Source organism: Neobacillus drentensis, from assembly GCF_036962765.1.
Taxonomy (GTDB): domain Bacteria; phylum Bacillota; class Bacilli; order Bacillales; family Cytobacillaceae; genus Neobacillus; species Neobacillus drentensis_C.
On record NZ_JBALOS010000173.1, the window covers coordinates 6,992 to 11,658 of the forward strand.

Here is a 4,667-nt window from a genome sequence, read left to right on the forward strand (position 1 = left end):
CCGTTAGCTTAAGAAGAGTTTTTCTTGAAAATAACCCACTATTCAAATGTTTATGTTAAATTAAGTTTAATAATTAATACTTGGAAAGGTGGTTAATAAAAATGGAGAACTTTTATTTGTTTTTGATTATGTGTATTTTTCTCATTATTTTACCTGGCCCTGATACTGCTATTGCTACAAAAAATACCCTCACTGTTGGAAGAACAGGCGGTTTTAAAACTATGTTTGGTACTTGTTGTGCACTACTAATTCATACAATGGCTGCTGTTTTAGGTCTGTCAGCAATTATTGTGAAATCGGCTTTATTATTTTCTGTCTTCAAATACGTAGGTGCTGTGTACCTAGTTTATCTAGGAATCAAGACATTATGGGCACTAAGGTACAAGAAAGAAGCAATAACTACCGAAATAACTGCCGAAAGTAAGTATGAAAGTAAGTCTTGTTTTAAACAAGGTTTCCTCACCAACATCCTAAATCCTAAAGTTGCTATCTTTTTCCTAACCTTCTTGCCTCAGTTTGTGGATTCAGGAAGCAATACTTTTATACCGTTTCTTATAATGGGAATAACTTATACTGTATTAACCGCCGTATGGTTTTTGTTTTATATCTATTTACTTAACCAGATAAGTGCTTTTATGAAAAAACCTAAGACCCAAACGTTTATTGAAGGAATAACAGGTACTATCCTGATAGGTTTTGGTATTAAACTTGCTCTAGAAAAGGCTCATAATTAAGTTGCTTGTTAAGACCCTTGGACTTTGATCTAGGGGTTTTTTCTTTCTGAACCGACAAGAATTCAACAACCTTGGTCACCTAAAAGAATACTTAGCAAAGTCGAGCGAAACCTTAAAACCTTCAAGTTTAGCTCACCGAATACGATTTATGAAATCATTATTTCGTTGGTCACATGAGGAAGGAAATATTCCTAAAAATCCCGCAGCCAAGATAAAGGAAACTAAAGTGGGTAAACGAATTCCGAAGTTTTTAACAGAATTTGAAATCGAACATTTACAAGAAGAGTGCACCATTTCAATGGAAAAGACTTTGTTTTAATTTATGTTTTCCACTAGGTGCCGTATTGGCGAAATTGTTTCGTTAGAAAAAAATCGAATTAATTGGTCAAACCGTTCGGCCATTGTAAGAGGAAAGTGAGACTACGAGGATATATGCACTATTAAGTGGTAGTATAAGACAAGAACTTTATAGGGTGTTTTTTTAGTCAAAGACCATAAAAAGCAATGCTAAAAATAGCATTGCTTTTCTTGAATTCTTGCACCCCGTTAGTTGCATTAGAAAATTAGTATTTCATACTAATCTCAATAATTACTTTTGCAGTTGATTTAAAATCAATTTCAATACATTCTTCTGTGACATAATGTTTCTCCATCCACGCATCCAAATAGACCTGATCCCAGCGTAGATGACACAGACCACAATGGCAGGATTCCTCCACTTGCACCTTTGCTTACTTTAATATTCTCCTTTAATGACAAAATACGAGCCCCGAATGGTTCCAGCTAGTTTGGACTTCTGCCTAGCAAACTTAAACTTCCCTTCTAACTCCTTTGGTACCTCCATCCCCTCAGAAAGCTTAAAACCGACGGCCCGCTTTGGCTTAGGGTCATCGACCGTATACATGACGTTGAGCGCAAGACCATCCTCATAAAAGACGTAGGCAAATTTGATATTTTCCACTTGAAAACGCGACGTTTCTAAAGGTTTGGCTGCAAACTCAATATCACGTTCTTCTTTCAAAATTCGGTTTACATAATCAAGGGTCTCCTGGCTTTCGCTAGCTGGTACAACCGTAAATTCATGCTTGTATTTGTTCATAAAGTAACGGGCTTCATTAGCACGTAAACCAGCAAGCGCTTCTACTACAGGTGAAGACTCTAAACCAACCGTAGACACATTTTTAAAATCAACGATATAGGACATTTTCATCTCTCCTTTTCTCACTTTATTTCCTAACATCAGGAATCCACATTTCACCAAAAAGTAAGCCATTCTTCAAGTTGTTTCTTTTGACGATACAAATTTTGGTCAAATGTAGAAACACGCATATAGCCAAACTTCAAAATAATCCGGTCATCTACCAAATATTATACCAAAAATGATTCAAGAGAAAATATTTTTCCATTTCATTCCACATGCCTCGGCTGACATTTCACGATATAAGTATGCACAAGTTTCAACTGTAACTTTCCTGCCCCATTAGCTGAATAAGAAAAAAGGGATCGCCGCAGCAACCCCCATCTTCAACTCTTGCCCCCGTACTTTAAGTACAATTCATCACAATCTCATTTTAATATTGTTATGATATTTGGCTTAACTCCTCAATGTAAACCTTCTTTTTATAGTTTATTAAGTTGAGAATAAAAAAATCGCATCAATTGGCTTATTACTGCCCAAAAGTAGCAAGATAAGAGAATAAAAACAGTACCACCGCTATAAAAGTGTTATTACTGCCATATTGAGTGACAAGTATTTTTTTAATTAGAATGTACTTGCTACTTTAACAGCCTTTTCAAGCCCTGCGGCAATAATTCCTTCTGATTTATCAGGGAATTGGTTGTGACCTTCAATTACTACTTTCTCTATTTCTTTTACACCAAAGAAGCCCATCATACTTTCTACATATTTAACAGCCATTTCTACTTCAGCTGCTGGTCCTTTAGAATATACACCGCCACTTGCGTTTAATAATGCAATTTTCTTATTCCCAATAAGACCTACTGGTCCTTCTGGCGTATATTTAAATGTTTTGCCCGCGCGGTTTAAGTAATCAATATATGTGTGTAGTACAGCTGGGATTGTTAAGTTCCATAATGGGAAACCAAATACAACTTTATCAGCTGCAAGGAATTGGTCTATATATTTGTCAGCAACAGCTACAGCCTTTGCCTCTTCTGCTGTTAAATCAAGTCCTCTACTAGTCTTAAATGTACCGTTAATCATATCTACTCCTACATATGGCAATTCCTCATTGTATAAATGTAGCTCTACCACTGTATCATTTGGATGTGATTCTTTATAGCTCGCTAAAAAAGCCTCATATAATTTCACACTAACCGCCTGATCTGCAGGACGATTGTTTGCTTTTACAAATAAAACTGTTGTCATTCTCTTTTCCTCCTGTTACTCTCTTACGTTGTTATATATTTAATCACTAAAAAGAGTATCCCATGGTAATTGTTATTATTAGGTATACCGCCAGCAAATTAGAAAAAACTGCTAATGGTTTTTTAATGAAAAAATGGACTTTACAATATTTTTTTAAAACTATACTCCATTTCTCCAGCTAGAGCCTCAGGCGTATCACCAGTTTCTCTAAAATCATGTGTATAAATTTGTTCAAACGGACCAAAATTTACTTGCTTATAAAATTCAAAACAAGGGAATCCATCATGTGCTCCTTTAATATCGATACTGCCATCTTTTTTGACATGTACAGTTAATAGATAGTCAACAGGAGGCGCATATACATTTAATGGGTTGCTAGCACTTGCACTCATTTGAAATTTGACGTCATCAGAACGCCATTCAATATCCGTGCACAAAATACCTTCAGTACTAGCTTTTCCTGCTCTTTTATGAACAGAACCATCTGGAGTTGTAACTCTTTCTGTTGTTATGCCAGTATTCACGTAAGTGAAAATTTCTTTTTTGTAAAAATCTACAATTACTTCTTGCTCAACTCTGGAACGCATAGCGTTGACAGCATAAGGTGTAAATTCACGTGAGTCACCTTCGAATTGGATAACGTTTCCTGTTTGAATATCCTTCTTAGGTTCAGTCCAAGACATTGGAATAAATACACTTGCTCTAATCTTAACAAGGGGAATCATTTAGAACCTCCATAGGTTATTAATTTGTTAATGTAGTCAACTTGATTGACTACATTACGCATAGTACAATGGAATTCAAATAAAGTCAACGTAATTGACTTGACTTTATTTAAGGAGGTTTTATTAATGAATCATGAAGGATTTAGTGAATTGGATCTTACATCGCTTTTGTCATTATCCTTTAGTAAATTGATTGATGAACTACATGATAGATTGAGTGAATTAGGGTTTGGAGATATTAGGCCTGCACATGGTTTTATGTTTAAATGTATCACTCCTAGCGGAGCAACAGGTATAGAAATAGCTGAGTATCTAGGAATTACAAAGCAGGCTGTAAGTAAAATGGTGGATTATCTTGAGAAAAGTGGTTATGTAATGCGCCAAACTCATCCCACTGATAAAAGGGGGAAAATTATTGTTTTGACCCAACGAGGTTGGTTAGTAGTGAAAGCAAAAGAGAAGATACTAACTGAGATTGAGGGATGCTGGATTGAAAATATAGGTACTGAACGAATGCAAATGCTCAAAGAAGATTTAACAAAATTAGTTTATGAAGCAAATGAAGGTAAAATATCTTTGAGGTCAAGACCTGTTTGGTAAATATAGAGTTTATATAGGGACTATCCGTACGACCATTGACTTAAGAACCTGAAGATCCCCCAAAAATTAACGGTTCCTAGTTCAAAAGAAGAAATTAGACGGTTGCAAAACTTTATTAATATTGTTGAATCCTATGAGGCGAACAGTCATGAAACATGGATTATAAAGGAATACACATACACTAGTAGCATTCGAGAAGTCGTTATACGTGGAAACAAA

Annotated in this window: 5 protein-coding genes; 2 read left to right on the forward strand and 3 right to left on the reverse strand. The window is 35.4% G+C overall.

What is annotated here, in order from left to right; all coding sequences use genetic code 11:
• Window positions 1–101: 101 nt before the first annotated feature.
• A complete protein-coding gene (locus V7137_RS20735) occupies window positions 102–734 on the forward strand; it encodes a LysE family translocator (RefSeq protein WP_335384251.1) in 633 nt (210 codons plus the stop codon).
• 736 nt (window positions 735–1,470) lie between these two features.
• Here V7137_RS20735 and V7137_RS20745 read toward each other — a convergent pair.
• The 3 genes from V7137_RS20745 to V7137_RS20760 all read right to left on the reverse strand — a co-directional run bounded on the left by V7137_RS20745 (window position 1,471) and on the right by V7137_RS20760 (window position 3,848).
• A complete protein-coding gene (locus V7137_RS20745; protein ID WP_335699829.1) occupies window positions 1,471–1,938 on the reverse strand; it encodes a phage tail protein in 468 nt (155 codons plus the stop codon).
• A 558-nt stretch (window positions 1,939–2,496) separates the two neighbouring features.
• A complete protein-coding gene (locus tag V7137_RS20755; RefSeq protein WP_335699830.1) occupies window positions 2,497–3,123 on the reverse strand; it encodes an FMN-dependent NADH-azoreductase in 627 nt (208 codons plus the stop codon).
• A gap of 140 nt (window positions 3,124–3,263) precedes the next feature.
• The gene (locus tag V7137_RS20760) at window positions 3,264–3,848 is read right to left on the reverse strand and encodes a DUF3238 domain-containing protein (RefSeq protein WP_335699831.1); all 585 of its coding nucleotides are present in this window, start codon (window positions 3,846–3,848) and stop codon (window positions 3,264–3,266) included.
• Between the two features lie 126 nt (window positions 3,849–3,974).
• On the opposite strand from V7137_RS20760, the gene V7137_RS20765 reads away from it, so the two are divergent.
• Window positions 3,975–4,448 (forward strand): MarR family winged helix-turn-helix transcriptional regulator, encoded by a 474-nt coding sequence (locus V7137_RS20765; RefSeq protein ID WP_335699832.1) that lies wholly within the window; start codon window positions 3,975–3,977, stop codon window positions 4,446–4,448.
• The last annotated feature ends 219 nt before the right edge of the window (window positions 4,449–4,667 follow it).

Coding starts and splice junctions, on each gene's coding strand:
- V7137_RS20735 (WP_335384251.1), top strand. CDS start 102: ATGGAGAACTTTTATTTGTTTTTGATTATGTGTATTTTTCTCATTATT.
- V7137_RS20745 (WP_335699829.1), bottom strand. CDS start 1,938: ATGTCCTATATCGTTGATTTTAAAAATGTGTCTACGGTTGGTTTAGAG.
- V7137_RS20755 (WP_335699830.1), bottom strand. CDS start 3,123: ATGACAACAGTTTTATTTGTAAAAGCAAACAATCGTCCTGCAGATCAG.
- V7137_RS20760 (WP_335699831.1), bottom strand. CDS start 3,848: ATGATTCCCCTTGTTAAGATTAGAGCAAGTGTATTTATTCCAATGTCT.
- V7137_RS20765 (WP_335699832.1), top strand. CDS start 3,975: ATGAATCATGAAGGATTTAGTGAATTGGATCTTACATCGCTTTTGTCA.